Origin of the sequence: Duganella zoogloeoides (assembly GCF_034479515.1) — a bacterium.
In the GTDB taxonomy this organism is placed as follows: domain Bacteria; phylum Pseudomonadota; class Gammaproteobacteria; order Burkholderiales; family Burkholderiaceae_D; genus Rugamonas; species Rugamonas zoogloeoides.
Genome location: NZ_CP140152.1, coordinates 5,080,900 through 5,107,401 on the forward strand (window position 1 = coordinate 5,080,900; position 26,502 = coordinate 5,107,401).

General features: G+C 63.4%; 25 protein-coding genes. 10 read left to right on the forward strand and 15 right to left on the reverse strand.

What is annotated here, in order from left to right; translation table 11 throughout:
- Positions 1 to 7: 7 nt before the first annotated feature.
- From SR858_RS22410 to mpl, 3 genes are read right to left on the reverse strand one after another with little or no spacing between them, the layout of a single operon-like run.
- A complete protein-coding gene (locus SR858_RS22410; protein WP_019923121.1) occupies positions 8 to 598 on the reverse strand; it encodes a chorismate--pyruvate lyase family protein in 591 nt (196 codons plus the stop codon).
- Positions 595 to 1,173: a YqiA/YcfP family alpha/beta fold hydrolase gene (locus tag SR858_RS22415; RefSeq protein WP_019923122.1), complete on the reverse strand. Its 579-nt coding sequence runs from the start codon at positions 1,171 to 1,173 to the stop codon at positions 595 to 597. Before SR858_RS22415 ends, SR858_RS22410 begins: the two co-directional genes overlap by 4 nt.
- Positions 1,170 to 2,534, reverse strand: a complete 1,365-nt coding sequence (gene mpl / locus SR858_RS22420; RefSeq protein ID WP_084670076.1) for a UDP-N-acetylmuramate:L-alanyl-gamma-D-glutamyl-meso-diaminopimelate ligase — start codon at positions 2,532 to 2,534, stop codon at positions 1,170 to 1,172. The genes SR858_RS22415 and mpl overlap by 4 nt, the downstream gene beginning before the upstream one ends.
- Before the next feature lie 86 nt (positions 2,535 to 2,620).
- Here mpl and SR858_RS22425 point away from each other — a divergent pair, with 86 nt between their 5' ends.
- The 8 genes from SR858_RS22425 to SR858_RS22460 all read left to right on the forward strand — a co-directional run bounded on the left by SR858_RS22425 (position 2,621) and on the right by SR858_RS22460 (position 9,839).
- Positions 2,621 to 3,265, forward strand: coding sequence for a hypothetical protein (locus tag SR858_RS22425; protein WP_019923124.1), 645 nt, complete (start codon positions 2,621 to 2,623; stop codon positions 3,263 to 3,265).
- A complete protein-coding gene (locus tag SR858_RS22430) occupies positions 3,258 to 3,800 on the forward strand; it encodes a TlpA family protein disulfide reductase (RefSeq protein ID WP_019923125.1) in 543 nt (180 codons plus the stop codon). Before SR858_RS22425 ends, SR858_RS22430 begins: the two co-directional genes overlap by 8 nt.
- 93 nt (positions 3,801 to 3,893) lie before the next feature.
- A complete protein-coding gene (gene aroQ, locus SR858_RS22435) occupies positions 3,894 to 4,331 on the forward strand; it encodes a type II 3-dehydroquinate dehydratase (protein WP_019923126.1) in 438 nt (145 codons plus the stop codon).
- Positions 4,332 to 4,418: 87 nt separating this feature from the next.
- Positions 4,419 to 4,883, forward strand: a complete 465-nt coding sequence (accB, locus tag SR858_RS22440) for an acetyl-CoA carboxylase biotin carboxyl carrier protein (protein ID WP_019923127.1) — start codon at positions 4,419 to 4,421, stop codon at positions 4,881 to 4,883.
- A gap of 119 nt (positions 4,884 to 5,002) precedes the next feature.
- On the forward strand, positions 5,003 to 6,388 hold the full coding sequence (gene accC, locus SR858_RS22445) for an acetyl-CoA carboxylase biotin carboxylase subunit (RefSeq protein ID WP_019923128.1): 1,386 nt from the start codon (positions 5,003 to 5,005) through the stop codon (positions 6,386 to 6,388).
- The gene (prmA, locus tag SR858_RS22450; protein ID WP_019923129.1) at positions 6,385 to 7,317 is read left to right on the forward strand and encodes a 50S ribosomal protein L11 methyltransferase; all 933 of its coding nucleotides are present in this window, start codon (positions 6,385 to 6,387) and stop codon (positions 7,315 to 7,317) included. The genes accC and prmA overlap by 4 nt, the downstream gene beginning before the upstream one ends.
- An 8-nt stretch (positions 7,318 to 7,325) precedes the next feature.
- The gene (locus SR858_RS22455) at positions 7,326 to 8,891 is read left to right on the forward strand and encodes a DUF3426 domain-containing protein (RefSeq protein WP_084670078.1); all 1,566 of its coding nucleotides are present in this window, start codon (positions 7,326 to 7,328) and stop codon (positions 8,889 to 8,891) included.
- A gap of 9 nt (positions 8,892 to 8,900) precedes the next feature.
- Entirely contained in the window at positions 8,901 to 9,839 is a 939-nt protein-coding gene (locus SR858_RS22460) for a carbohydrate kinase family protein (RefSeq protein WP_019923130.1), read from the forward strand.
- Positions 9,840 to 9,909: 70 nt separating this feature from the next.
- On the opposite strand, the gene SR858_RS22465 is transcribed toward SR858_RS22460, so the two are convergent.
- Positions 9,910 to 10,443 (reverse strand): YggT family protein, encoded by a 534-nt coding sequence (locus SR858_RS22465; protein WP_322533982.1) that lies wholly within the window; start codon positions 10,441 to 10,443, stop codon positions 9,910 to 9,912.
- Between the two features lie 75 nt (positions 10,444 to 10,518).
- Positions 10,519 to 11,793 (reverse strand): hypothetical protein, encoded by a 1,275-nt coding sequence (locus tag SR858_RS22470; RefSeq protein ID WP_019923132.1) that lies wholly within the window; start codon positions 11,791 to 11,793, stop codon positions 10,519 to 10,521.
- A gap of 1,086 nt (positions 11,794 to 12,879) precedes the next feature.
- On the opposite strand from SR858_RS22470, the gene SR858_RS22475 reads away from it, so the two are divergent.
- A complete protein-coding gene (locus SR858_RS22475) occupies positions 12,880 to 13,191 on the forward strand; it encodes a helix-turn-helix domain-containing protein (RefSeq protein WP_019923133.1) in 312 nt (103 codons plus the stop codon).
- Between the two features lie 14 nt (positions 13,192 to 13,205).
- Positions 13,206 to 14,414 carry a type II toxin-antitoxin system HipA family toxin gene (locus SR858_RS22480; protein WP_322533984.1) on the forward strand — a complete coding sequence of 403 codons (1,209 nt, stop codon included), beginning with the start codon at positions 13,206 to 13,208 and terminating at the stop codon, positions 14,412 to 14,414.
- 63 nt (positions 14,415 to 14,477) lie between these two features.
- Here the strand turns inward: SR858_RS22480 and SR858_RS22485 are convergent, their stop codons facing one another.
- From SR858_RS22485 to SR858_RS22530, 10 genes are all read right to left on the reverse strand, one after another.
- A complete protein-coding gene (locus SR858_RS22485) occupies positions 14,478 to 15,593 on the reverse strand; it encodes a ribonucleotide-diphosphate reductase subunit beta (RefSeq protein ID WP_019923135.1) in 1,116 nt (371 codons plus the stop codon).
- A 135-nt stretch (positions 15,594 to 15,728) separates the two neighbouring features.
- Positions 15,729 to 18,683: a ribonucleoside-diphosphate reductase subunit alpha gene (locus tag SR858_RS22490; protein ID WP_019923136.1), complete on the reverse strand. Its 2,955-nt coding sequence runs from the start codon at positions 18,681 to 18,683 to the stop codon at positions 15,729 to 15,731.
- Positions 18,684 to 18,968: 285 nt separating this feature from the next.
- The gene (gene ampD / locus SR858_RS22495) at positions 18,969 to 19,565 is read right to left on the reverse strand and encodes a 1,6-anhydro-N-acetylmuramyl-L-alanine amidase AmpD (RefSeq protein ID WP_019923137.1); all 597 of its coding nucleotides are present in this window, start codon (positions 19,563 to 19,565) and stop codon (positions 18,969 to 18,971) included.
- Positions 19,562 to 20,989: a sigma-54-dependent transcriptional regulator gene (locus SR858_RS22500; RefSeq protein WP_084670080.1), complete on the reverse strand. Its 1,428-nt coding sequence runs from the start codon at positions 20,987 to 20,989 to the stop codon at positions 19,562 to 19,564. Before SR858_RS22500 ends, ampD begins: the two co-directional genes overlap by 4 nt.
- A gap of 14 nt (positions 20,990 to 21,003) precedes the next feature.
- Positions 21,004 to 22,677, reverse strand: coding sequence for a sensor histidine kinase (locus SR858_RS22505; RefSeq protein ID WP_019923139.1), 1,674 nt, complete (start codon positions 22,675 to 22,677; stop codon positions 21,004 to 21,006).
- A gap of 4 nt (positions 22,678 to 22,681) precedes the next feature.
- A complete protein-coding gene (locus tag SR858_RS22510) occupies positions 22,682 to 22,978 on the reverse strand; it encodes a PP0621 family protein (RefSeq protein WP_026637520.1) in 297 nt (98 codons plus the stop codon).
- Positions 22,975 to 23,778 carry a cytochrome C assembly family protein gene (locus tag SR858_RS22515; RefSeq protein ID WP_019923141.1) on the reverse strand — a complete coding sequence of 268 codons (804 nt, stop codon included), beginning with the start codon at positions 23,776 to 23,778 and terminating at the stop codon, positions 22,975 to 22,977. The genes SR858_RS22510 and SR858_RS22515 overlap by 4 nt, the downstream gene beginning before the upstream one ends.
- A 39-nt stretch (positions 23,779 to 23,817) precedes the next feature.
- Entirely contained in the window at positions 23,818 to 24,612 is a 795-nt protein-coding gene (locus tag SR858_RS22520; protein ID WP_019923142.1) for an ABC transporter ATP-binding protein, read from the reverse strand.
- Entirely contained in the window at positions 24,609 to 25,448 is an 840-nt protein-coding gene (locus SR858_RS22525; RefSeq protein WP_019923143.1) for an ABC transporter permease, read from the reverse strand. The genes SR858_RS22520 and SR858_RS22525 overlap by 4 nt, the downstream gene beginning before the upstream one ends.
- The gene (locus SR858_RS22530; protein WP_019923144.1) at positions 25,449 to 26,417 is read right to left on the reverse strand and encodes an ABC transporter substrate-binding protein; all 969 of its coding nucleotides are present in this window, start codon (positions 26,415 to 26,417) and stop codon (positions 25,449 to 25,451) included.
- Positions 26,418 to 26,502: the final 85 nt, after the last annotated feature.

The window sequence follows — 26,502 nt, forward strand, 5'->3', positions numbered from 1 at the left end:
CTGTTCTTTATATATTGACTTGTTTCAGTTCCATCACAGAAGGCAAAAACACTTCCGTAACCAGCAGGGTACCGCGCCGGCGCCGATATAAACAGCGCCGTGCATATAATATGTTCGGCTGGGCCGACTCTCCTCCAAGCGCCGCCCGGGCGCGCTGCGCCAGGGGATGACCTTCGCGCAATCTTGCAAATTCGAGCACACTGCGCCGCACCAGCGGATCGCCGAACAGCGTGGTGCCCAGCGACCGCTCACCGAGCGCGCCAAACAGCGGCCAGTCGCTGGCGGTCGCCGACAACGGCACCACCGTGTGCGCAAACACTGCCGCCGTATTATCACACCGCAGCAGTACTTCCCTCTCCCACACCCGGCCAGGCCGCTGCAGGCCGATGGCCGCCGCCTCGTCCGCCAGGCAGCGGGCGGTGCGCTGGTGCAGGCACTGCACGCGGAAAGCGTGGCTGTGGGCTTTCAACCTGGCCGTGAGCGAACCGGCGGTGGTGAGCCAGTCACGCAACACCGGCGGCGCGCCCGACAGCAGTGCTTGCGGCTGCCATACAGCCTGGCGCAACGACGCGCCACGCCGGCCTTGCGCCACGCTCAAGTGGCAGCCTCGATGCCGCAAAAAGCCAGGACCGTCTCAACGTAGTCGGGGAATTCGGCAATGCCATGGTCGCTGCCTTCAATCACGTGCTGGCGCGCGCCCGCATAATGCTTGACCATATCGCGATAGTCCAGCACTTCGTCGCCGGTGGCAGCGATCAGGAAATAGCGTTCGGGACGCGTGATCGGGTCCACCGCCAGCGCCCGTAATTCGTCGATGTATTCGCGCTTGAATTCGAACGGTTCGTCGGAGTGATACTGCGTGGTCACGCCCACGTGCTGGTCGAGATCCTGCAACGGCACGATGGCCGGATTGAGCAGCACCGCGCGGCAGCCAAGGCGTTCGGCCAGCCAGGTGGCGTAGTAGCCGCCCAGCGACGAGCCGATAATGGCCAGCTCGTCGGCCGGCACGCCCTCGACCAGCGACAGCGCCAGTTCCATCGCCAGCCTGGGCGAGGCCGGCAGTTGCGGATTGACCAGCTGGTCGGACAAACCGAGTTCGGCCATGCGGCCAGCGATCACGCGGGCCTTCATCGACTGGGGCGAGGACCGGAAACCGTGCAAATACAAAATCATGCGAGCGCTTTCAACAGCTTGGCGTGAACGCCGCCGAAGCCGCCATTGCTCATGACGATGACGTGGTCGCCCGGTTGCGCCGCCTGCGCCACGGCCGCGACCAGCGCATCGAGGTCTTCGTAAGCGCTGGCCTTGTCGCCCAAGGGCGCGAGCGCGTCGCCCAGGCGCCAGCCCAGCGCCTCGTGGCTGCCGAAACCGAACACCAGGTCGGCATCGACCAGGCTGCCTGGCAGCGCATCTTTCATGGCGCCGAGCTTCATGGTGTTCGAGCGTGGTTCGAGCACGGCGAGGATGCGGTGCATGTTGCCCAGCTTCTGGCGCAAGCCCCCGACCGTAGTGGCAATCGCGGTCGGATGGTGGGCGAAGTCGTCGAAGACGGTGATGTCGCGCACCACGCCGCGCACTTCCATGCGGCGCTTGACGTTCTCGAACGTGGCCAGCGATTGCGCGGCCTGCGCCACCGGCACGCCGACGTGGCGGGCGGCGGCGATCGCGGCCAGGGCGTTGGCGCGGTTGTGCTTGCCGGTCAGTTGCCAGGCAACGTGGCCGGCCGTCTCTCCCTTGAAGATGACGTCGAAGCTGCCGTTGTGGTGTTCGACCAGCGACCAGTCGGCGCCTTCGGTGCGGCCGAAGTTTTCGTGCTCGCTCCAGCAGCCGCGTTTGAGCACGCGCGTAAGCGACGCTTCGTCGGCGTTATGGATCACGCGGCCGATGCCGGGCACGGTGCGCACCAGGTGGTGGAACTGGGTCTCGATGGCGCCCAGATCGGGGAAGATGTCGGCGTGATCGTACTCGAGGTTGTTGAGGATGGCGGTCTTGGCGTGGTAGTGGACGAACTTGCTGCGCTTGTCGAAGAACGCGGTGTCGTACTCGTCCGCTTCGATCACGAAGAAGATCGATTCTTTATTACCCTGGATGCGGGCCGACACGCCGAAGTTGCGCGGCACCCCGCCGATCAAAAAGCCCGGCGCATAGCCGGCGTCTTCGAGGATCCAGGTCAGCATGGCGCTGGTGGTGGTTTTGCCGTGCGTGCCGGCCACGGCCAGTACCCAGCGGTCTCTTAATATATGTTCGCCCATCCACTGCGGGCCGGAGACATACGGCAGGCCGCGATTGAGGATTTCTTCCATCAGCGGATTGCCGCGCGACACCACGTTGCCCACCACGTACAGGTCGGGATTGAGGGCGGTCTGCTCGGGGCCGAAGCCCTGTATCAGTTCGATACCCTGGGCTTCCAGCTGCGTGCTCATGGGGGGATAGACGTTGGCGTCGCAGCCGGTCACGCGGTGGCCCGCTTCTTTTGCCAGGACTGCCAGGCCGCCCATGAAAGTGCCGCAGATGCCGAGTATATGTATGTGCATGGTAATAAAACTGTGGGTAGCGCGATCGAATGCACGATTTTACCTGAGCCGACGCCTATTTCCCGGATCAGGGTATTATCTCGTCCATGACGCCCAACGTGATCGATGAAGTCCAGCTGCTGCGTGCGGAAATTGCCGCTGCCGCCGCGCGCCTGATTGCCGAGGACGGCGCCGACTACGGCACCGCCAAGCGCAAGGCCGCCAGGCAAATCATGGGCGACCGGCCGCCGCCCGCCAACGTCCTGCCCGACAACGTCCAGATCGAAGCCGAAGTGCGCGTGTACCAGTCGCTGTTCCACGCGGACACGCAACCGGCGCGCCTGTTCCGCCTGCGCACGCTGGCGGTGGACATCATGGACAAGCTGGCGCAGTTCAACCCGTTCCTGACCGGCGCCGTGCTGGGCGGCACCGCCGGCCCGCACGACGACATCCACCTGCAACTGTTTGCGGACAGCGCCAAGGAGGTCGAAATCTTCCTGCTCAACCGCAACGTGCAGATCGACATTTCCGAGTCGCCCCACTTCAAGGGTCCGCGCTATGATCCGGTCGAGACTGTGAGCTTCCTGTGGCAGCAGGAAGGCGTGCATGCCGAACTGTACGAGCTCGACGATTTGCGCGGCGCGGTCAAGGCCAAGGGCGACAAGGTGCAGCGGGCCGATATCGCTGCCGTACGCGCACTACTAGTTAACAGTACAAACAGTACTCACTCCTCCGAATCGAACCATGAATAAAAAACATCTTGCCGTCTATGCCGGCGTTGCCGTGCTGTTTGCCGCTGCCGGCGCCTACACCGGCATGAAGAAAGAAGCGGCGCCGATTACGGCCACCGCCCCGGCCGGTGTGACCGGTCCGGTACAGGCGCTGCTAGCGCAAACCATGCCAGACGCGGCTGGCAAGGCCACGCCGCTGGCGCAGTTCCAGGGCAAGGCGATGCTGGTCAATTTCTGGGCCACGTGGTGCGCGCCGTGCGTGCAGGAAATGCCGGAGCTGTCCGAACTCTCGTCCGGAGAAGCCGGCAAGAAGCTGCAAGTTATCGGGATCGGTATCGATTCGCCAACCAACATCGCCGAATTTAGCGCCAAGTATAAAATCACCTACCCGGTGCTGGTGGCCGGCATGAGCGGCACGGACCTGTCGCGCCAGTTCGGCAATGTCAACGGCGGCCTGCCGTTCACGGTGCTGATCGGCGGCGACGGCCAGGTCAAGAAGACTTACCTGGGCAAGCTGAAGTTTGACGAGCTGCACAAGGATTTGGCAACGCTGTAACTTGCCAGACACTGGGTACACGCATTTTTTTCTCTTGCCAATGCAGGCAGTTGGCGGCAAAATGCGAAACTTTCGCGGAAAACGGTCAAGAACATGGCAAAAAACCTCCTCCTCCTGAACGGCCCCAACCTGAATTTATTGGGCACCCGGGAGCCGGAGATTTACGGCGCCGCCACCCTGGCCGATGTGGAACACGCAGCCCAGGCACAAGCGCAAGCGGCTGGCGCCACCTTGTCTTGTTTTCAGAGCAATCACGAAGGGGCGTTGATCGACCGCATCCATGCTGCCCGCACCGAGGGCGTGGACGCCATCGTCATCAACCCGGGTGGACTCACGCATACCAGCGTGGCGCTGCGCGACGCCCTGGCGGGCGTGGCCATTCCATTTGTAGAAGTGCATATTTCGAATATTTACCAGCGCGAGTCGTTTCGCCACCATTCATTCCTGAGCGCGATCGCCAGTGGCACGATCTGTGGACTCGGTATCGAAGGATATCGGTTTGCCATCGACTTCGTTCTTAAAAGGCGATAATCTACGCGATCTGCGCGCAATTTAACGCGGCTGCGCCCAAAAGGCGTCGCCGTCATCACTTAAAAACAAGATATTCCTGGGGGTTACATGGATCTACGCAAACTGAAGACCTTGATTGATTTGGTCGCAGAATCCGACATCGCAGAGCTCGAAGTGACCGAAGGCGAGAGCAAAGTCCGCATCGTCAAATCGTCGGCCATGCCGCAAAACCAGATGGTGATGATGCAGCCGCAAGGCATTCCTCAGTACCATGCAGCGCCGGCGCCAGCCGCCGCCCCGGTTGCCGCAGCCGCGCCTGCCGTAGCCGCCGAGCCAACCGGCCACATCGTCAAATCGCCGATGGTCGGCACCTTCTATCGTTCGTCGGCGCCGGGTTCGGCAGCCTTTGTCGAAGTGGGCGCCACCGTCAAGGAAGGCGACACCCTCTGCATCATCGAAGCGATGAAGCTGCTCAACGAAATCGATGCCGACAAGTCCGGCACGATCACCCAGATCCTGGTCGAGAATGGCCAGCCGGTCGAATTCGGCCAACCGCTGTTTGTGATAGGCTAAGACGAGTTTCAGCGCCCGCCCCGCCGCACTGTCGGTGACGGGCGCGCCGTCTTCCGCATCCCCTCCCTACTTGATGTTACCGGTCTCTGCCGGTGATCACAGAAATACGCGAACCTACCATGTTTGAAAAAATCCTCATTGCCAATCGTGGCGAAATTGCCCTCCGTATCCAGCGCGCTTGCCGCGAACTGGGCATCAAGACGGTCGTGGTCCACTCGGAAGCGGACAAGGACGCCAAGTACGTCAAATTGGCCGACGAGTCGGTATGTATCGGCCCGGCGGCCTCGACGCTCAGCTACCTGAACATGCCAGCCATCATCAGCGCGGCCGAAGTGACCGACGCCGAAGCGATCCACCCGGGCTACGGCTTCCTGTCGGAAAACGCCGACTTCGCCGAGCGCGTGGAAAAATCGGGCTTCGTGTTCATCGGTCCGCGTTCGGAATCGATCCGCATCATGGGCGACAAGGTGTCGGCCAAGCAAACCATGATCAAGGCGGGCGTGCCTTGCGTGCCCGGCTCGGAAGGCGCGCTTCCCGACGATCCGAAAGCCATCGTGCAGATCGCCCGCAAGGTCGGCTACCCGGTCATTATCAAGGCGGCCGGCGGCGGTGGCGGACGCGGCATGCGCGTGGTGCATACCGAAGCGGCGCTGATCAATGCCGTGGCCATGACCAAGACCGAAGCCGGTACCGCCTTCGGCAATCCGGAAGTGTACATGGAGAAGTACCTGGAAAATCCGCGCCACGTGGAAATCCAGATCCTTGCCGACGAACACAAAAACGCCGTCTGGCTGGGCGAACGCGACTGCTCGATGCAGCGCCGCCACCAGAAGGTGATCGAAGAAGCGCCGGCGCCGGGCATCCCGCGCAAGCTGATCGAAAAGATCGGCGACCGCTGCGCCGAAGCGTGCCGCAAGATCGGCTACCGTGGCGCCGGCACCTTCGAGTTCCTGTATGAAAACGGCGAGTTCTACTTCATCGAGATGAACACCCGCGTGCAGGTCGAACACCCGGTCACCGAAATGATCACCGGCATCGACATCGTGCAGGAACAGATCCGCATCGCCTGCGGCGAGAAGCTGCGCTTCCGCCAGCGCGACGTCATGCTGTCGGGCCACGCCATCGAGTGCCGTATCAATGCCGAAGATGCCTTCAAGTTCACGCCGTCGCCGGGCCGCATTACGTCGTGGCACGTGCCGGGTGGTCCCGGCATCCGCGTCGATTCGCACGCATATGCCGGCTACTACGTGCCGCCGCATTACGATTCGATGATCGGCAAGGTCATTTCGTACGGCGCCACCCGCGAGCAGGCCATCCGCCGCATGCAGATCGCGCTGTCGGAAATGGTCGTCGAAGGTATTTCGACCAACATCCCGCTGCACCGCGAGCTGATGATCGATGCCCGTTTCATCGAAGGCGGCACCAATATTCACTACCTCGAGCACAAGCTGGCCGACATGCCAGAACTCAATAAACTGAGCCTGAACCCGAAAGCGCCACAATGAGCTGGACCGAAATCGTCATCGAAATCGCGCGCGAACACGCCGAAGCCCTGTCCGAAGCACTGATGGACGTGGGCGCGCTGTCGGTCTCCGTCGAGGACGCCGATGAAGGCACCGACGCCGAACGTCCGCTGTTCGGCGAGCCGGGCATGGAACCGACCGAAGCGGCCTGGGACCACAGCCGCGTGGTGGCCCTCACCGACGAAGCCGACGACCAGGCCGTGATCGTGGCCGCTGCCGCCGGCCAGGCTGGCCTGGCCAAGCTGCCCAAGTTCACCACCCGCAAGGTGGAAGAGCAGGACTGGGTGCGCCTGACGCAGTCGCAATTCGCACCGATTCACATCGGCAAGAACATCTGGGTCGTGCCGAGCTGGCACGAGGCACCGGATCCTGACGCGCTGATCCTGGAACTCGACCCGGGCCTGGCGTTCGGTACCGGCAGCCATCCGACCACGCGCTTGTGCATGGAATGGCTGGAAGCCCATCCGGCGCCCGGCAAGACCGTGCTCGACTACGGCTGCGGTTCCGGCATCCTGGCCATGGTAGCCAGGAAGGTCGGCGCTGGTGAAGTCGTGGGTGTGGACATCGATCCGCAAGCGATCGAATCGGCTGCCGACAATGCCCAGCGCAACCATTGCGAGATCGAATACTTCCTGCCCGACACCTTCGCCCAGTCCGCGCATGCCGAGCAGAAGTTCGACATCGTGGTGGCGAATATCCTGTCGAGCCCGTTGAAATTGATGGCGCCGATGTTGTCGGGCCGCGTCGCGCCCGGTGGCGCACTGATCCTGTCGGGCGTGCTGGCGCGCCAGGCCGAGGAAGTGGCTGCCGCTTACGCACCGTTCATCAAGCTCGGCGTATGGGCCGAACAGGATGGCTGGGTCGCCCTGCACGGTCGCCTCGGCAGTGACGTGGTTCCCGCCGCGCGCTAATCACACCCATGGCGCTTGCCACCAAATGCCCCCACTGCAACACGATATTTCGGGTCGCTCATGACCAGCTGAAATTACGTGGGGGCATAGTGCGCTGTGGCTCCTGCAACCAGGTGTTTGACGGTAATGCTGCGTTGCTGGAGCCGCTGGCGCCGCCTGCTGCGCCAGCCGTTTCTTCCGCTGCTGTTCCTTCTGCAGCAGCTCCTTCTACCGCTGCTCGTCTTGCCGCGGCTCCTGCCGGCTCCGTGCCTGATGCCGCTGCGCCTCCTGCCGCCATTGCGCCGGCCGCCGAACCAAGCGAGTTCGATCTCGATTTCGACGACGTCGATGACGCTGCCCTGCCCCCGCTGCCTGTGATGGCTGAGGTCAAATTGCCGGACTCGGTGGCGGCATTGAGCCTGGATTTCGATGATGAGGCCGGGACTGCTGCGGCCGAACCTGCGCCGCAGCCATTGCCCGCACAGTGGCGTGTTCGGCCGCCGGCGCCGCCAGCAGCGCCGGTATCGCTCACCAAGCCTGAGCCCGAGCCGCTGCGTGATCCCCAGCCGCTACCAGCGCCTGCCGTACTGGCCGAACCCGAACCCGCGCCCGCCCCGCCCCCCGAACCGACCGCGCAAGACCTGATCAGCGGCGACACGCTGTCCGAGGAAGAGTTGCAAGCGGCGATCGAGGTGGAACTGGCCGCGCTGGACGCCCGCATGGCGGCCGCGCAACCGGCGCCGGCCGTGCAAGTCGTCCGGGAAGTCAGGCCGGCACGCAGCGACGAGCGCCGCGAACCCACGCTCGACTTTTCCCCGCACCCTGACGAACTCGACGAAGAAGACGAGCAGGCGCTGCTGCAACTGTCCCATGGCGGTCTTGCCGCCCAGGCGCAAGACGACATTCCGCCCAGCCACACGCTGCTGCGCACCGTCTCCGCCCCGCCCGCAGACCGCTATTACGAGCCGGAATTCCAAAGCACCGAAACACTGGTGGCCGAGCCCGTGGTGGACCACCACATGCAGGAGCCCGAAGTCGAAGCCCCGGCCGAGCCAATGGCAGAGCCTGCAGACGACGAGCCCGGCTTCGTCAAGCGCGAACGCCACCGCGAGCGCTATGGCCGCGCCACCACCATCGCCCTGTGCCTGGGCATCGTGCTGATGCTCGGTGCGCTGGCCGCGCAGGGACTGACCACCTTCCGCAACCCGCTGGCAGCGGCCATGCCGTCGCTCAAGCCGGCGCTGGTGGCCGCCTGCAAACCGCTCGGCTGCAAGGTCGAACTGCCGTCGCAGATCGACGAGCTGGCGATCGAACAGGGCGAACTGCAAACCCTGAGCGAAAACACGTTTTCGTTCTCCACGTCGCTCAAGAACAGCAGCGGCAGCGCCCAGGCCTGGCCGCACATCGAACTGGTGCTGGACGACGCCAACGACAAGACCGTGTTGCGCCGCGTCCTTGCGCCGCGCGATTATCTCGATCCCGAAGTCGAGATCGCCCAAGGGTTTCCCGCACGCAGCGAACAACCTGTCAAACTCTACTTTGAATTGAAACAGCCCAGGGCATCGGGCTATCACATCGCAGTCTTTTATCCATAAAGAACCATCATGACCCAGACCTCCTTGATTTGCGGCTCGCTCGCGATCGACACCATCCTGCAATTCCCGGGCCGCTTCGACAGCATCCTGCTGGCCGACCAGCTCCATAAAGTGAACGTGTCGTTCCTGGCGCCAACCATGCGCACCGAATTCGGCGGCTGCTCCGGCAACATCGCCTACAACCTCAAGATGCTGGGCGGCGATCCGCGCATCGTCGGCGTGATGGGCCAGGACAACGCGGCCTATATTGCCCGCCTGGCCAAGCTCGGCATCCCGTCGGACAACATCCTGATCAAGGAAGACGCCTACAACGCCCAGTGCTTCGTCACGGCCGACCAGGACGGCAACCAGATCAACGCCTTCCACCCGGGCGCCATGTCGTACGCGCACGAGAACGATATCGCCAAGGCCGGCCCTGCCGCGCTGGCCATCATTTCGCCGGACGGCCACCTGGGCATGCAAAAGCACGCGACCGACCTGGTCAAGCTGGAGATCCCGTTCATCTTCGATCCGGGCCAGCAACTGCCGATGTTCAACGGCGAAGAACTGACCACCTTTATCGACCAGGCCACCTACGTCACCACCAACGATTACGAAATCGAGCTGCTGACCGAGCGCACCGGCTTGAGCGTGGCCGACATCGCCAGCCGCGTGGAAGCGCTGATCATCACCCGTGGCGAGCAGGGTTCGGAAATTTATACCAAGGGCGAGCGCATCGACATCCCGGCCGTGCCTGCCACCGAAGTGCTGGATCCGACCGGCTGCGGCGACGCCTACCGCGCCGGCCTGCTGTTCGGCATCACCAACGGCTGGAAATGGGAAACCACGGGCCGCCTGGCCAGCCTGCTGGGCGCGATCAAGATCGCCAGCAAGGGCGCACAAAACCACCGCCTGACGGCAGCCGAGATCGCCGACAAGTTCGAAGCCGCGTTCGGTTACCGCTACTAAGCATTCGTCCAGACGTCAAAAAGCCCGCGCCGGTGAACAACCGGCGCGGGCTTTTTTGCGTGCTGTCGGGTCAGCGGCCGTTGAAGGCCAGTCCCAGCAGCAACTGCGCGATCTGGAGCAATATCAGCGCCACCAGCACCGACAAATCGAGATTGCCGATCAGCGGCACCACCTTGCGGATCGGACGCAGCAGCGGCTCGTTGAGCGCGCGGATGAACGGCGCCAGCGGCGCGTGCGGATTGATCCAGCTAAAGATGACCTCGATCACCAGCAGCGCCATGAAGCCATACAGTATCCACGACAGGAAGCGCTCGAACGCCACCAGCAACACCAGTTGCACCGGCCAGCCCGCCAGGAAGAACACGCAGGTGGCCAGCAGCACGATCAGGAAGGCGCCGATCAGGCTGGCCCAATCGTAGCCGCCCATGCCCGGCACCACGCGCCGCAGCGGGCGCACCAGCCAGTCCGACAATTGGAACGTGAATTGCGCCACCTGGGCCGGTGGCCGCACGCGGATCGCCTGCATCCAGAAACGCAGCAGTAATGCCGAACCGAGCAGAACCGCAATGGCATCGACAATCAACTTCAGTATTGTTACAAGCACGGAGTCCCTCCAATAAAAAAGCCGCTGTGTGATTGTCTCACACAGCGGCCCGATTGCCTCAGCAGAAGCCTTCGATTACGAAGGACGGGTGCTGGTTGGGAAAGGCCATGCAGCAGCTGGTGCCAGCACGGTTTTGGCGGCAGGTGCAGGCGTAGCGGCCGGAGCGGCAGCTGGCTTGACAGCAGCTTCCTTCGGCGCGGCAGGCTTTTTAGGCGCTGCTGCTTTTTTCACTGCTGGTGCAGCGGCGGCGGCTGGTGCCGCTGCTACTGCTGCCGGCGCTGCTGCTACCGGTGCGGCTGCTGGCGCTGGAGCAGCTGCAACAGGCGCGGGGGCGGCTGCCGGTTTAGCGGCGGCTTTCTTGGCGGCTGGTTTTGCTGCTACAGGTTTTGCGGCTGCTGGTTTGGCAGCAGCAGGTTTCGCTGCAGCTGGCTTGGCGGCAGCTTTTGCGGCAGGCTTGGCAGCTGGTTTCGCTGCAGCCTCAACCGGCTTTTTTGCTGCTGGCTTAGCCGCGGCCTTTGCAGCCGGTTTGGCTGCTGCTTTTACTGCTGGTTTGGCGGCTGCTGGTTTGGCAGCTGCTTTAGGTGCGGCTTTGGCTGCTGGCTTGGCAGCTGCCTTGGCGGCTGGTTTCGCTGCTGCTTTAGGAGTGGCCTTGGCTGCGGCTTTAGGTGCTGCTTTGGCTGCTGCTTTAGGAGCTGCTTTTGCTGCTGGCTTGGCGGCTGCCTTCGGTGCTGCTTTCGCTGCTGGCTTGGCTGCGGCTTTAGGAGCTGCTTTGGCGGCTGCTTTAGGAGCTGCTTTGGCGGCTGCTTTAGGAGCTGCTTTGGCTGCGGCTTTAGGGGCTGCCTTGGCTGCGGCTTTAGGAGCGGCTTTCGCTGCTGGCTTGGCGGCGGCCTTTTTCGCTACCGGCTTGGCGGCGGCCTTAGGTGCAGCTTTAGGAGCGGCTTTTGCTGCTGGCTTGGCGGCTGCTTTAGGAGCTGCTTTCGCTGCCGGTTTGGCGGCGACAGCTTTTTTCGCTACTGGCTTGGCGGCTGCCTTGGGTGCTGCCTTCGGTGCGGCTTTCGCTGCTGGCTTGGCGGCTGCCTTAGTTGCTGCCTTAGGTGCTGCCTTGGCTGCTGCTTTAGGAGCTGCCTTCGGTGCTGCTTTTGCGGCTGGCTTGGCGGCTGCCTTCGGTGCAGCTTTCACTGCCGGTTTGGCGGCGACAGCTTTTTTCGCTACTGGTTTAGCAGCGGCTTTGGCTGCCGGCTTGGCGGCTGCGGCTTTGGCGGCGACAGGCTTTTTGGCTGCGGTGGTGGTGGTCGCGGCGGCTTTGGTAGCCGGCTTTTTTGCTGCTGGTTTTTTTGCGGCGGTTGCCATAACTAGTTCTCCTTCATCGGGGATGGGAAAATTCACATACAAGATTTAAAACCCGTCCGACCCCGGATTGGGCCAGGCGAATTATTCATCGGCGCAAACGATGTCGGTTGCGCTAATGAATTCGGCACTAGCTGAACTGCTGCATCCCCTCACGAGTGCAGCGCTTCAGCCATCAAGCTGGTCGCCGTCCGTGGGCGGCGCGGCGGACAGCATAAAATCTTGTTGCGACGTGTGCGGTAGGTCGGGCGTATCCTCAGCTCCATGACCTTCGTCGCAGCCACCATCGCTTTCGATTCAAACAAAAAACCGCCCGGCCTGAACCCGGTCAGGCAAGACGGCTGTTCGAAAACGGTGTGGTCTTGTGCATAGGTGTGAATCAATGTCCCGGTATTCCATCTCGCGGTCAGTGTTTACATACACGCTTTTTCATGTTCGTAAAGTACACGAAAACCTTATCGGTGCGCAACCAGCACAGCAGCGAATCGCGGGCTTTTTTACTTCATATGCTCGGCATTTCACATACGCGCCATGCGGCGCTTCCATCGCGCCGCATCGTCGCACCGCATCGCGTGCGCTCGACCAGTCCGGGAAGCGCGCCTGCCGCGCCGCGCGAAACTTGCTCGCTTCAAAGCGCACCAGTCTCCGCCTGGGTGTCTGCGATTCCGACTCGCACTGCACGCGCCGCGCGCCACCCTCTTCCTGATCCGGGAGCGCTTGCGCATCGCTTGCGCGCCATCGCCACATACCGTTTTCAAATTCGTCGCGATTATGAGACACAGTCCGGCGAATGGCAAGCACAAAGCAGCGGTGCGCCGCATGGGCACTGCGTTTGGGAGGTACGCGCGGCGCGCTCGCAGCGTGTAAATCGGCGTTAAGCGATTCAAGGTCCGCGACGAAAACCCTTGCAGGCATTGGTGCGCTTCGATGCGACGCAATCGCTGCGTCGATCATCGGGACGGCCTGCACGCCGATGCTATGGATGCTTGGCATATGCACCGGGTACTGCTATCGGACGCGTAAAGTGTCGTCCCGTTTAAGGAGTAATATCTTATCCATTAGCTGCTCGTCTTCCGCATAGGAGGCAATATGTTTGACTTTACGCTGGCGACCACGCCGGAGATTTGCGTCGAGTTGGGACGACGTTTGCGCGCGCGCCGGCTGGTGCAGGGATGGTCGCAGATCGAACTGGCGCAGCGCGCAGGCATCTCGGCAGGCACCATCAAGAACCTCGAGAAGCACGGCAGGGCGACACTTGAATCCTTCATCCATGTCGTCGCCGCGCTCGGCCTGTCCGACGAGTTGAGTGACATCTTCCTGATCCGGATGGTGTCTATCGCCGCCATGGAAAAGGCCGAACGCGCCAACCGCCAACGCGCACCGCGCAAGGCATCGAGATGAAGCGGCTCGCCGTCATGTACAAGGGATGGGGCGAGGACTGGCACCTCGGTACGCTGGCCGACAACGGTCTGGGTATTTTGTTCGAATACTCGCCGGTCGCACTCCATCGCGGCATCGAACTCTCGCCGCGCCACCTGCCGCTGCGGCCGGGCGCCTTCCACGGTTTCCCGCCACACCAGCACCACTTGCCCGGCCTGATCGCCGACTCGCTGCCCGACGGTTGGGGGATGCTGCTGATGGACCGTCTGTTCCGCAAGCAGGGACGCGCGCCCAATAGCATCTCGCCGCTTGATCGCCTGGCCTTTATCGGCGACCGGGGCATGGGCGCGCTTGGTTATGTGCCACCCGACCCGATGGAACTGTCGCCTGACGATCTCTCGCTACTCGACATGGCGAAAGCAATGCAGACGGTCCTGCAGGGCAGGGATAACGTCCTGCTCAGACAACTGAGCATGCTGGGCGGCTCACCGCATGGATCGCGCCCGAAGGTGCTGCTGCGCCTCGATCCCGCCAGCGGCGCCGCCACCACCCGCGACGATCCGGGTTGGGGACAACCGTGGATGGTGAAGTTCCCGGCGCAGGGTGAACACAAGGAGGTGTGCGCAATCGAGCATGTGTATGCCGAACTGGCACGGGCCTGTGGCCTGCCGATGCCTGCCACGCGTCACTTCGACCTGGACCGGCGCCTGGCAGCGTTCGGGGTACAGCGCTTCGACCGGGACGCCGGGATGCGGGTACCGGTGCATACGCTCGCTGGCCTGCTGCATGCCGACTTCCGGCTGCCATCACTCGACTACAGCACCTTCCTGCGTGCTACCCGGCTCGTCACCCGCGACGAACGCCAGGTCGAGGCGGCGTTCGAACGTTGCGTGTTCAACGTGCTGTTTAATAACCGCGACGATCACGCCAAAAATTTCTCCTATCGAATGGAGCGGGACGGCAGCTTCCAGCTATCGCCATGCTACGACATCGGCTTCCACTCCGGCCCTGGCGGCGGACACCAGATGGCAGTCATGGGCGAAGGCGCGGCGCCCGCGCTGGACGACCTGCTGCGCCTGGCCACGGATGCAGCCCTGCCCGAACGACGGGCGCGCGATATCATCGCCGCGATGGTGACGCGCGCTGGCCTGTTCGCACAATTGGCCAGCAATGCGCCCATCCGGGCCGCGACAGTGAAAGCCATCACGCGCGCCATCCTGGCCAATCGCGACCGGCTTCGCTAAGAAAAAAGGGAGGGCAAATTTCTTTGCCCTCCCCTTGGTCAACGATCACATCCGGTCACACCATCAATCCCAGTTCAGCGCGCCGCCGGTCTGGTATTCGATCACGCGCGTCTCGAAGAAGTTGCGCTCTTTTTTCAGGTCGATCATCTCGCTCATCCACGGGAACGGATTTTCTTCCTGGTCGAACAGCGTCTCGAGGCCGATCTGGGTGGCGCGGCGGTTGGCGATGAAGCGCAGGTAGCCTTTGAACATGGTCGCGTTCAGACCGAGCACGCCGCGTGGCATGGTGTCTTCGGCGTACGCGTATTCGAGGTCCACGGCCTGCAGGAACAGCTGCTTGATCTCTTCCTTGAAGGCTGGAGTCCACAGCAGCGGATTTTCCATCTTGATGGTGTTGATCAGGTCGATGCCGAAGTTGCAGTGCATCGATTCGTCGCGCAGGATGTACTGGTACTGCTCGGCGGCGCCCATCATCTTGTTCTGGCGGCCCAGCGCCAGGATCTGGGTGAAGCCCACATAGAAGAACAGGCCTTCCATCAGGCAGGCGAACACGATCAGGGACTTGAGCAGTTTCTGGTCGCTTTCCACGGTGCCGGTGGTGAAGGCCGGGTCGGTCAGCGTGTCGATGAACGGGATCAGGAATTCATCCTTGTCGCGGATCGATTTGACTTCGTTGTAGGCGTTGAAGATTTCGGCTTCGTCCAGGCCCAGCGACTCCACGATGTACTGGTAAGCGTGGGTGTGGATCGCTTCCTCGAACGCCTGGCGCAGCAGGTACTGGCGGCACTCGGGCGCGGTGATGTGGCGGTAGGTGCCCAGCACGATGTTGTTGGCGGCCAGCGAGTCGGCGGTAACAAAAAAGCCGAGGTTGCGCTTGACCAGGCGACGCTCGTCGTCGGTCAGGCCGTTCGGATTCTTCCACAGCTCGATATCGCGCTGCATGTTCACTTCCTGCGGCATCCAGTGGTTGGCGCAGCCGGCCAGGTATTTGTCCCACGCCCACTTGTACTTGAACGGTACCAGCTGGTTGACGTCGGTTTTGCCGTTGATGATGCGCTTGTCGTCGGCATTGACGCGGCGCGCCACTTGCTCGGCGGTGGTGCCCTCGCCTTCCAGCGCGGCAGGGTTGATGGCGGCAGGTGCGGCCGGTGCGGTGTCTTCGTCCCAGGAGAGCGACATAATGGATTCCTTCTATATATATGTGGTCCCGGCAGCCCGGGACGGCAAAGCCGTCGTCCCCGCAAGGGAGGACGACGGCGCTCAAGCTAAAGGTGCCGGGCGGTGTTCAAAACGCGCCCACTGCACCGTGGCGGATTATTGGCAGGCTTCGCATTCCTCGAAACCATCGTCGCCGGGACGCAGGTAGCAGGCTTCGCCGTCTTCCTCCGCGGATGCGGCAACTGCCGCGGCGGCTACCGGGGCAGCAGCCGCTACCGGAGCGACCGGCGCCGCAGCCTTGGCGCTGGCCGACATGCCGCCATCGACTGCCACGGCGTTCAGGGCGCCGGTCTTGGAGGTCGATTTCTCGGTATGGGTGGCCGAGGTGGTGCGCAGGTAGTACGTGGTTTTCAGGCCGCGCAGCCAGGCCAGCTTGTAGGTCTCGTCCAGCTTTTTACCGGACGCGCCAGCCATGTAGATGTTCAGCGACTGGGCCTGGTCGATCCATTTCTGGCGACGCGAAGCCGCTTCCACCAGCCAGCTCGGCGAGACTTCAAACGCGGTAGCGTAGATGTCGCGCAGGTCGTCCGGGATGCGGTCGATCTTGGTCAGCGAGCCGTCGAAGTATTTCAGGTCGGCGATCATGACTTCGTCCCACAGGTCGCGGGCTTTCAGGTCGCGCACCAGGTAGCCGTTGATCTCGGTGAACTCGCCCGACAGGTTCGATTTCACGTACAGGTTCTGGAAGGTCGGTTCGATACAGGCCGACACGCCGATGATGTTCGAGATGGTGGCCGTCGGCGCGATCGCCACGCAGTTCGAGTTGCGCATGCCGAACTTGGCGATGCGTTCGCGCACCGGGGTCCAGTCCATGGCCGACGACAGGTCCTGCTCGAGGTAGCCGCCGCGCTCTTCGGCCAGCAGCTTGATCGAGTCTTGCGGCAGGATGCCACGGTCCCACAGCGAACCTTTGTACGACGCGTAGTGGCCACGCTCTTCGGCCAGTTCGGTCGAGGCCAGGTAGGCGTAGTAGCACACCGCTTCCATCGAGGTATCGGCAAAGTTCACGCACTCTTGCGAGGCGAACGGCACGCGCATCATGTGCAGGCAGTCCTGGAAGCCCATCACACCCATGCCCACCGGACGGTGGCGCATATTGGCGTTGCGTGCTTTTTCGACGGCGTAGTAGTTGATATCGATGACGTTGTCGAGCATGCGCATCGCGGTGCGGATGGTTTTTTGCAGCTTGACGTGATCGAGCTTGCCTTCCTTCATGTGCGCCGGCAGGTTGACCGAACCGAGATTGCAGACGGCGATTTCGTCAGGACCGGTGTTCAGGGTGATCTCGGTGCACAGGTTCGAGCTGTGGACCATGCCCACGTGCGACTGCGGCGAACGGATGTTGCATGGGTCTTTGAACGTGATCCATGGGTGGCCGGTTTCGAACAGCATCGACAGCATCTTGCGCCACAGGTCGAGCGCAGCGATTTTCTTGAATACGCGGATCTCGCCGGCAGCAGCACGGGCTTCGTACGCAACGTACGCTTTTTCGAAGGCCTTGCCGACCAGGTCGTGCAGGTCCGGGGTGTCCGATGGCGAGAACAGGGTCCAGTCGCCCTTCTCCATCACGCGCTTCATGAACAGGTCGGGAATCCAGTTGGCCGTGTTCATGTCGTGGGTGCGGCGGCGGTCGTCGCCGGTGTTTTTACGCAGGTCCAGGAACTCTTCGATGTCCATGTGCCAGGTTTCCAGGTAGGCGCAGACCGCGCCCTTGCGCTTGCCGCCCTGGTTGACCGCCACGGCGGTGTCGTTGACCACTTTGAGGAACGGCACCACGCCTTGCGACTTGCCGTTGGTGCCCTTGATGTGGGCGCCCAGGGCGCGCACTGGCGTCCAGTCGTTACCGAGGCCGCCGGCGAACTTGGCCAGCAATGCGTTTTCCTTGATGGCGTCGTAGATGCCTTCCAGGTCGTCCGACACGGTGGTCAGATAGCACGACGACAGCTGCGAGCGCAGGGTGCCCGAGTTGAACAGGGTTGGAGTCGACGACATGAAGTCGAACGACGACAGCAGGTGGTAGAACTCGATGGCGCGCGCTTCGCGGTCCTGTTCGTTGAGCGACAGGCCCATGGCCACGCGCATGTAGAACGCCTGCGGCATTTCGATGCGCACGTCGCGCACGTGCAGGAAGTAGCGGTCGTACAGGGTTTGCAGGCCGATGTAGCCGAATTGCAGGTCGCGGTCGGCAACCAGCGCCTTGGCCAGGCGCTCGAGGTCGAACTCGGCCAGCTTGGCGTCGAGCAGTTCGTTCTTGATGCCGTTGGCGATGTATTGCGGGAAGTACGTGATGTACTCGGCAGCGGCCGCGCCTTGCGCGACTTCCTTGCCGAAGACTTCCTTGCGGATGGTGTGCAGCAGGATGCGGGCCGTCACTTGCGAGTAGGCCGGGTCTTTTTCCATCAGCGCGCGCGCCGCCAGGATGGCGGATTTGTGCAGCTCTTCCACCGGCACGCCGTCGTACAGGTTTTTCAGGGTCTCGGCAACGATGGCGTCGGCATCGACGTGCTTTTCCAGGCCGATGCAGGCGGCGTTGATCAGGCCGGTCACACGGCTCATTTCCAGCGGCTTGCGCTCGCCGTTTTCCACCACGTGGATTTGCGGCGCGGTGATGGCGGCAGAACCACCTTGCGCTTCCTTGGCCAGGCGGCGCTCTTCCATGTGCTTGGCGCGGTACAGCACGTAGGCACGGGCCACGTCATGCTCGCCCGAGCGCATCAGCGCCAGTTCCACCTGGTCCTGTACGTCTTCGATGTGGAAAGTGCCGCCCGAAGGCTGGCGGCGCACCAGGGCCGAGACCACGCTGGCGGTGAGCTGCTCTACCAATTCGCGAATGCGGGCCGAAGCGGCGCCCTGGCCACCGTTGACGGCCAGGAAGGCCTTGGTCACAGCGATCGCGATTTTCGACGGTTCAAACGCGACGACCGCGCCGTTACGGCGGATGATGCGGTAGTCACCGAGGTCGCTGGCGGCCGTGGACGGGCTGCTGGCGGCGCTCGCAGCGGCTGCTGGGACCAGCGCTGGATTGAAGGTGTTGTCTTGAGTAGATTGCATTGAAGCTCCCCGGTAACAGCGTGCAGCCGTGCTGCGCGATGTATGTTTATAAATAAAATGGCAAAAATAAAGCCTGCAGCCGGGCGAACCAGGCTGGCTTATTGTTGCGGAATATAGAGCTGAGTGGATGTTGCCCTGGCCCCGTGCCGTACAACAGGTTAAGAACCAGCGCCCTGAGAACTACTACATCTAGTGTTTAAACGAATTCCATGCACTGATTGTAGTAGCCGCAAAGTACCCGTGCAAGGGTATTTTTTAGCGGTAAAGGCAATTTTTCAATTGACTTTACAGGAGGCCTTTCACTACGCGCAGTCCGGGGTTAGCAAGTACTAACGACGGACTGCTCTCGGCATATTTTTTCCAGTCAAAAAACGCGCCGGGGTCGGTTTTGCGGCCCGGCGCGACGTGTTCGTGTCCTTGTATATCGGTAACCGGATACCGCGCCAGCAACGCCCCGGTCAGGTCCGCCAGCGCCGCATATTGCGCCGCCTCGAACGGGGTGTGGTCATTGCCTTCGAGCTCGATACCGATCGAAAAATCATTACATTTTACCCGCCCCCGGAACAGCGAGATGCCGGCATGCCAGGCGCGCGCGCCGGCCGGGGCATACTGCACCACGCGGCCGTCGCGCCGGATAAAGAAGTGGCTCGACACCCGCAGATCGCGCAGGTCCGCCAGCGAAGGGTCAACATTATAATCGAGGCGGCCGGTGAACAGGTCCGACACCTGCGGACCGCCAGAGCGCCCGCCCGGCAAACCGATGTTGTGGATGACCAGCAGGGTGATGTCTTCGGGGTCGGGCCGCGCGTCGATGAACGGGCTGTCGTAGCGCGCCGCCGCCGGCCACCAGCCGTCGGCATCGACGGCGACTACAGGTTTCATGCTTCAGGTTCCTGGATATTGAGTTTCTGCATTTGATAGCGCAACTGGCGGAAGCTGATGCCCAGCAGTTGCGCGGCCTGGGTGCGGTTGAACTGCGTCTGCACCAGTGCCCGCAAGATGATATCGCGCTCGATGGCGATCAGGTAGTCGGGCAGGCTGGCCGGCAAGTCGGCCGGCGCGGGCGACGATATGGCAGACGACGCGGCAGACGACGCGGCCGCCGCCACGCCATCGCCACCCTGGCTCCCCTGCCCGGCCTTGAGCGCCAGGTCGGCCACCTCGATCACGCCGTCGTTGGCAAACGCCAGCGCACGCTCGAGGATGTTTTCCAGTTCGCGCACATTGCCGGGAAAGCGGTAGCCGGCCAGCGCTTCGAGCACGCCCGGCCCCAGCGCCGCCTTGTGGCCGCCGCCGCCGAGGCGTTCGAGGATGGCGTCGGCCAGCGCCGGCAGATCGCCCTGGCGTTCGCGCAGCGGCGGCACCGCCAGTTCGATCACGTTCAGGCGATAGAACAGGTCCTGGCGAAAGGCACCCTGCTCCACGCACCGCGCCAGGTTCTTGTGGGTGGCGCTGATCAGGCGCACATCGACCGGCTCCTCCGACGTAGCGCCGATCTTGCGCACGCGCCGCTCCTGGATCGCGCGCAGCAGCTTGACCTGCATCGCCAGCGGCAGATCGGCCACCTCGTCGAGCAGCAGGGTGCCGCCGTTGGCGGCCTGGAAAAAGCCGTCGCGGTCGTCGGCCGCGCCGGTAAACGCCCCCTTGCGGTAGCCGAAAAACTCGGCTTCCATCAGCGCCTCCGGGATCGCACCGCAGTTGACTGCAATGAAAGGCTGGCCGGCGCGCGGGCTGCGGGCGTGGATTTCGCGCGCCGCCAGCTCCTTGCCGCTGCCCGATTCGCCGTGGATGGCGATCGGCGCCATCGACCGCGCCAGCCGGCCGATCTGCGCGCGCAGCGCCGCCATCACGGCCGATCCGCCCTTGAGCCGGCCGTCCACGGCATCGGCAGCGGCATCGGCCGGGCCATTGCCAGGCATACCGGGCGCGGCCTCGTGCACCCGCAGCGCCGAACGCACCAGCAGGCGCAGCTGATCGAGGGCGACCGGCTTGGCGATGTAGTCGAACGCGCCGGCCTTGAGCGCGACCACCGCGTTGTCGGCACTGCCGAAAGCGGTGACCACCGCGATCGGCGTGTTCTTGTATGTGGTGGCCACGTCGCGCACCAGTTCCAGCCCCAGGCCGTCGGGCAGGCGCATGTCGGTCAGTACCAGTTGATAGGGGTGGCGGGCCAGCAGCGCGCGGGCCTCGGCCACGGTAGCGGCGCTGTCGACATCGAGCCCCATTTTTACCAGGGTCAGCTCCAGCAGTTCGCGCAGGTCGGCTTCATCATCGACGACGAGCACGCGGGGGGACCTCACGCTCATGGACAGCCTTTCGATTACTTTTGCGGTGGTGCGAAAGTGATGACAAAGCGGCCGCCGGACCGGCGATCGACGCGATGACTGTCGTGGCTGTTTTCGATACCCTCGTCGATACCAACACTATCGAAGCGGTATTCATAATCGAGCCGCGCTTCATTATTCAAACACATTTCCCGCGCCAGATACAGCCCCAGCCCGGTTCCTTTGCTCGATGTGGTGTAAAACGGTTCAAACAGATGCGCGCGCACCTCACCGCTGATGCCGGGACCATCATCCTGCACGTGCAATTCCAGCCAGTTCGGCTGCCGCACCAGGTCCAGCCGCACCGACGCCGGCGCGCCGCTGGCGTAGCGCAGGGCATTGCCGACCAGGTTGGCGATCACCTCGCGCAGGTGCAGCGGATCGAAATGCACGGTGGTCCCGGGCGCAACCGACACGGCAATCTGGTCCTCGGCCAGGCCGTGGGTTTCGATGAATTCGTCGCGCATCTCTTCCAGGAAGCTGCCCAGCGCCAGCGGCTCGTACTGGACGTGGGATTTACGCGACAGTTGCAGGATGTCCTCGACAATGCGGTTGACCCGTTTGACGTTGTCGCCAACGATGCGCAGCAGGCGGCGCTGGCCGGGATCGGCGATGTCTTCTTCGAGCAGCGCGGTGGCGTGGCCGATGGCCGATAGCGGATTGCGCACCTCGTGGGCGATGCTGGCGGTGAGCCGGCCCATCGAGGCCAGTTTGAGCTGCTGGGCGCGCTCCTCGATCTCGCTCACCTCCTGCAAAAAAATCACGCTGCGCGCCAGATTGGGCCCACCGGCGATGACGTCGCCGAGATCGACGGCGGCAAACCGCGCCTTGAGGCGGATGCTGAAATACGGCTTCAGGGTGATGAAGGCGGTATCGAGCGCGGGATCGGCGCGCCATTCGGCGTAGGCCAGCGCCAGCGGCGCATGGTCATCCGACGCCGACAGCTCCGGCCCGGTCAGACCGAGCATGTGCTGCGCGGCCGGATTGCCGGCCCAGATGCGGCCATCGGCATCGACCACCAGCACGCCGTCGGCCACGTTGGCCATCACCAGCCGGTTGACCGCCTGCTGCACGCCGATCTCCACGCCGCGCCGGATCGCCAGTTCCTCCTGGCCGATCAGCCGCGCCGCCATCCGGTTCACGCCCAGCACGGCGGCAAAATATGCGGCGCCGTACAAGCCCGATTGCAGCAGCACATGTTCCCCCTCCATCTCCAGTACCTGGATCACGCCCACGCCCAGCATGAACAGCGCGACCAGCGCGGTGCAGAACAGCGCCAGCACCAGCGGCGCCAGGATGGCCGTGCCAGCCAGCGGAAACAGGTACAAGATGGCCAGGCCGCTGCGCAAGCCGCCGCCGTCCACATATAAGAGAGAGATGATGGCCAGGTCGCAGGCGATTTGCGTGAGCACCTGCACCAGGAAGCGGCGCTGCAGGTACACCGCCGTCAAGGCAAAGCCGATCGCCAGCACCAGGTAGGCCAGGCAGATCCACAAATACAGGTAGTGGCCGGAGGCGCGCAGGCCGCGGCCGTCAAAGCTCAGGTAAACCAGCAGCACCAGCGCGATGACGATGCGCGTGGCGTTGAGGGTTTGCAGCGAGCGCCAGAAGGTGGCGCGCGTGGGATGGGAGTCGCCTGGCAAAGCCGGAGGGGCTTGCAGGCGATCCATGGCGTCAGTTCGGTGGCAGGGCGGCGTGCGCCTTGCTGCAGTAGATGGCGCCGTCGAAGCGCACGGCCTCGCCGGCCGGGAAGAACACGCCGCAGTGCGCGCATTCGAGCATGGTTTCAGCCTCGATGGCGGGCTTTTGCGCGCCGCGCGGTGCATACCCGGCAGGACCGCCCGGCGCCTGCTGCCGCTGCTGCGCGTCGCGCATTTGTTGTTCGGCGCGCTTTTGCGCGCTACGAATCTTGCTGCGGATCGCGAAGACGATCAGGCAAATCAAACCCACCCAAAACAAAATGCGGCTCATGCCCATCCTTTATGCAGTACAACTTCAAACACGAAACGGCTGCCGACATACGCCAGCAGCAAGGTGGCGAACCCCGCCAGGGTAAAACTCAGCGCCGTCTTGCCGCGCCAGCCGCGCAGGCGGCGCCCGGCCAGCAGCGCCGCGAACAGCAGCCACGACAACATGGTAAACGCCGATTTATGGTCCCACTTGAGCGCCTGCCCGAACAGTTGTTCGGAAAACACGATGCCGGACAATACGGTCAGCGTGAGCAAGGTAAAACCGATGCCGATCATGCGGAACAGCAGCTTTTCCATGGTGAGCAGCGCCGGCAACTGGTCGAGCGCACCCGACAAGAAACTCTTGCGGTCGGTGGCCGCGTGCAGCCGCGCTTCCTGCAACGCCATCAGCACGGCGTGGAAAGCGGCAATGGTGAGCGTACTATAAGCCAGCGTGGCGACCGCGATGTGCCAGCCGAACAGCGGGGTCTTGTCGCCAAGCGCGATCAGGTTGCCGGGGTAGATCGCCTGCAGCGCGACGGTCAACGCGGCAGCCGGCATGACCAGCCGGCGCAGGCCGTCGAGGCCGAAGTTGCGGTTCTCAAACCAATACGCGGCCACCGACACCCACAGCGCCGACGACAGCATGGCTGCAAAACCGAGCCGCAGCGAGCCGTCGGCAGCGACGTCGGTCCACAGCCCGGCGCCATGCACCAGCCATGCCACGACGGTCACCGCCGACACCAGCGCGCCGCGGCGCGACGGCAAGGCCGCGCAAAAGAGATACAGCACGATGGCTGCGATGAACAAATAGGTCTGCATGCACCCAGTTTACACTATCGCTCAATCGGCGGCAGCCCCTCAATCGACCGCCGCCATCCGCAGTTCGTCGTGGTGGTGGCGTTGTTGTTCCTCCATCACCAGTTGTCCCAGCTCGCGCTTGAGGGCGTTGAACGATGCATCGGCCGGATCACGCAGGCGCGGCAGGTCCACCAGCAGGTCGCGCTTGATGGTGCCGGGGCGGTAGGTCATCACCACGATGCGGTCGGCCAGGTAGATCGCCTCCTCGATGCTGTGGGTGACAAAGATGATGGTCTTGTTCAGCGCCGCCCACAGCCGCAGCAGCTCCTCCTGCAAATTGCGGCGGGTGAGCGCGTCAAGCGCGCCGAACGGCTCGTCCATCAGCATGATCGGCGAATCGAGCGCCAGCACGCGGGCGATTGCCACCCGCTGGCGCATGCCGCCCGACAGGTCTTTCGGGTAGCGGTGGCGAAAATCGGCCAGCGCCAGCATGGCCAGCAGCTGATCCACCTTGGCGGCTGTGGCCGCTTCGCCCTTGCCCTGGATGCGCAGGCCGAAGCCGATATTGTCGGCCACCGTCATCCACGGGAACAGCGCATACTCCTGGAATACCATGCCGCGCTCGGGACCGGGGCCGGTCACCAGCCGGCCGCCGGCGGTAATGGTGCCGGTGGTGGGCGGCGCAAAGCCGGCCACCGCATTGAGTAACGTCGATTTGCCGCAGCCCGAAGGCCCCAGCAAACAGACGAACTGCCCTTGCGGAATGGCGAGATCGATGCCCTGCAACGCCACCATGTCGCGCCCGGCCGTATGAAATACCTTGCCGACGCCGTCTATCAGAATATGCGGATTCATTGCTGCTCCAGGCCGCGGTGCCAGCGCAGCAGATGGTTGTTCAACCGGTTCATCGCCACGTCGATCGCCAGGCCCAGCAGGCCGATGGTGACCATGCCGGCGATGATCTTGTCCGACCAGAAGTACTCGCGCGCCTCGAGGATGCGGAAACCGAGGCCGTTGTTCACGGCGATCATCTCGGAGACGATCACCACGATGAAGGCGGTGCCGATGCCGATCCGCACGCCGGACAATATATATGGCACGGCGGCAGGCAGGATCACCCGCACGAACAGGGTGGCGCCGGAGGCGCCGAGGTTGCGTGCGGCGCGCAGGTAGATGCCATCGACCTGGCGCACGCCGGCGATGGTGTTCATCAGCACCGGGAAGAACGCCCCCAGCGCGATCAGGAACACGGCCGGCGGATTACCGAGCCCGAACCACAGGATCGACAGCGGAATGTAGGCGATCGGCGGAATCGGCCGCAGCAGCTGCACCATCGGGTTGAACCAGCGGTAGGCGCGGGCATTGGCGCCCATGGCCAGGCCCAGCGGCAGCGCCAGGCCGGCGCCGATGGCGAAGCCCACCGCCACGCGGTACAGGCTGCCGAGTGAATCGACGATCAGCTCGCCCGAGCAGGCCCAGGCCAGCCAGCTGCCGTCGGCGGCATGGTACGGTTGCAGCGGCAGCAGGTACTCGAGCCACTTGCCCACCACCGCCAGCGGCGACGGCAGCACCTGCGGATTGACCCAGCCCAGCGCGGTGGCGGCCTGCCACAGCACGATCACCAGCGCCGGCACGATGGCGCCGACCAGGCCGGCGCCCGCGCGCTGCCAGGAGAAGGATGCGGCGGCCATCTATTTCACACCCAGGGTTTTCTTGGCCGCCAACAGCAGGTCGGTGCGCACCCAGTCGTGGGCAGTCGGCACGTTGCGCAGGCGGCCCACGCCGGTCTTGAGCATGGTGTCGGCAGTGACCTGGATGTGCTCGGGCGTGATGTCGTAGCTGAACGGCGAATTGCCGATGGCATCGATAAAGTCGGCACTGCTCAACTGGCCCTTGAACAGGACTTCGCGCACGTATTTTTCGGCGGTGGCCGGCTGCTCGATGAAGGTCTTGGTGGCTTGCACGAAGCAGCGCATGAATTTTTCAGCGAGCGGGCGCTGTTGCGTGTAAAACTTTTCGGTCATCACCATGGTGCGCACCGGTTCGCCGATCGGGGTGTCGTAGGGTTTCAGGATTTCGCTGCCGAAACCCTGGCTCAGCGCCTGCGACGACTGCGGTTCGGACTGCATCATGGCGTCGATATTGCGGCCCAGCAGTGCATGGTTGAGGTCGGCGTAGGCGAGGAACACCAGCCGCACGTCCTTGCCCGGCTGGTCGGACGCGGTCATGCCGTGCTTGTGCAATTCGGCCAGCAGCAGCACGTCCTGGATGGCGCCGCGCGTCACGCCCACGCGCTTGCCCTTGAGGTCGCGCACGCTCTTGAGCTGCAGGTCGCTGCGCCCCACCAGCCGCGCGCCGCCCCGGGCAAAGCCGGCCACGACAAAAATCGGCGCACCGCCGGCACGGCCGAGGATGGCCGCTTCCGACGCGGTGGTGCCCACGTCGAGTTCGCCGGCGATGATGGCCTGCATCACGTCCAGGCCCTTGGCGAACACGTGCTCCTCCACCTTGAAGCCGCACTGCGGTGCGATTTCCTTGATGTACGAGACGGCGCCGAAGTGGGCGAGCTTGAGATTGCCGAGCCGGACCACCTGCTGCGCGCCCGCGCTGTGACAGACGGATACCAGGGCCAGCAGGCAGCCCAGTGCTTTGAGGTTCATCCGATTCTCCTGATAATTGTCCAGCGGTAAGATATACCGTGAGGCAATTATTCAGGCTTTGCGGCGGATCAACGCATGGGACTGT